This window comes from Leucobacter chromiiresistens (assembly GCF_001477055.1).
Lineage (GTDB): Bacteria > Actinomycetota > Actinomycetes > Actinomycetales > Microbacteriaceae > Leucobacter > Leucobacter chromiiresistens_A.
In genome coordinates, this window is the sequence record NZ_LDRK01000082.1 from 1 (window position 1) to 1601 (window position 1601).

The window sequence follows — 1601 nt, forward strand, 5'->3', positions numbered from 1 at the left end:
ACCTCGATGGTGTCGCACAGCGTGGTGAGGCGCATGCGGGAGCGGGAGCTGAGCAGGGTGAGGCCAGAGACCAGGCCGGTGGCGATGAGCAGGGCCGCGAGCAGGATCGGGGCCTGCTCGCGGTGGGAGAGGATCGCGGCGACGCAGGGGAGCGCGGGGATCGCGGTGCCGCCGGCGAGCAGCACGAGGACGGAGGCCCGTCGGGCAGACTGCCGCGACTGGAACATGAGCACGGCGCCGCAGATGAGGGTGAGCACGGTTCCGCTGCGCATCGCGTTCGCGATCGCCGTGCTCGTCGCCACCCCCGTCGTCGCGAGCGCCAGCTGGATCGGAACCGTGCTCACCCTCATCTGCGGCGCCGTGCTCATGTTCCAGTCGCGGCAGTCTGCCCGACGGGCCTCCGTCATCGTGCTGCTCGCCGGCGGCACCGCGATCCTCGCGCTCACCGGCGTCGCCGCGATCCTCTCCCACCGCGAGCAGGCCCCGATCCTGCTCGCGGCCCTGCTCATCGCCACCGGCCTGGTCTCGGGCCTCACCCTGCTCAGCGCCCGCGCCCGCATGCGCATCACCACGCTGGGCGACACCATCGAGGTCATCCTGCTGGCGCTGCTGCTGCCGCTCGGCGCCATCACCGCGGGGCTCGCGTAACCCGTGGCGACGAAGAAAGACCTGCTCGAGGCGCAGAACTTCAGCAAGGCGAGACTGCTCTCCGCCTTCATCGGCGGCGCCCCCGGCGGCAAGGAGCTCGAACCCGCCAAACCGCTCCGGGCCGTCTTCGCGGGCATCGCCCTGACCGCGATGGTGATCCTCGCCGGAGTGTTCATCGGACTCATGCAGCCGAAACTGCCGAGCGGCTGGGAGAACAACCGCCTCATCGTCGCGAGCGACACCGGGGCGCGATACATCAGCGTCGACGGCGAACTCCACCCCGTCATCAACACGGTCAGCGCCCGCATGGCGATCCCCGAAGGCGAGTTCAGCGTCGTCACCGTGAAGCAGGGCGCCCTCGAAGGGATCCCGATCGGCGGCACCGTCGGCATCCTCGGCGCGCCCGACACCCTGCCCGAAGCCGGCCGCCTCGACGGCACCGGCTGGGCGGCGTGCGCGGCCGCAGACACGACCTCCGTGCACGTCGGCGACCAGCGGATGCGCGCAGCCGCCGCAGACAGCGGCATCGTGGTGCAGCGCGACGGAGAGACGTTCGTCATCGCCGGCGGCACCAGCTACTTCGTCGCCGAGCAGGATCGCACGGCCGTGCTCCGGGCCATCGGGCTCGACGGCTCCGCACCGGTCGAGGTGCGCGGCGAATGGCTCGCGCTCTTCACCCGCGGCTCCGACCTCGCGCCGCTCGCCTTCGACGGCGGCGGCACCGTCGCGGGCGTCGATCTGCCCGCGGGCTCGGTGATCCGGCCCACCGGCGGCGAGAGCTCCGAGCGCTACCTGCTCACCGCCGAGGGATCGCTCGCCCGCCTGAGCGACCTCGCCTACCGCCTCTACCTGCTCGGCGGCGGCTCGGGCGCGCTCGGCGACGAGGTCGAGATCAGCCCCGCCGAGATCGGCGCACTGCCCTCGGCCGACGCCGCCGAGCAGGTAGAGGCGGT

The 1601-nt window shown here is 72.4% G+C and carries 2 protein-coding genes and 1 pseudogene; 2 read left to right on the top strand and 1 reads right to left on the bottom strand.

Features of this window, described 5'->3' with window-relative positions:
• Window positions 1-272, bottom strand: a pseudogene (locus NS354_RS10355) (type VII secretion integral membrane protein EccD); the annotation flags it as partial.
• Here NS354_RS10355 and NS354_RS10360 point away from each other — a divergent pair.
• Together NS354_RS10360 and NS354_RS10365 are read left to right on the top strand one after the other, a co-directional pair.
• The gene (locus NS354_RS10360; protein ID WP_153002181.1) at window positions 244-648 is read left to right on the top strand and encodes a hypothetical protein; all 405 of its coding nucleotides are present in this window, start codon (window positions 244-246) and stop codon (window positions 646-648) included. The pseudogene NS354_RS10355 and the gene NS354_RS10360 overlap by 29 nt on opposite strands.
• A gap of 3 nt (window positions 649-651) precedes the next feature.
• Window positions 652-1601: type VII secretion protein EccB (locus NS354_RS10365; RefSeq protein ID WP_153002182.1), on the top strand; the 950-nt coding region annotated here is incomplete at its 3' end.

Excerpts from the sequence above, each read along its gene's own strand:
- NS354_RS10360 (WP_153002181.1), top strand. The coding sequence starts at position 244 with ATGAGGGTGAGCACGGTTCCGCTGCGCATCGCGTTCGCGATCGCCGTG.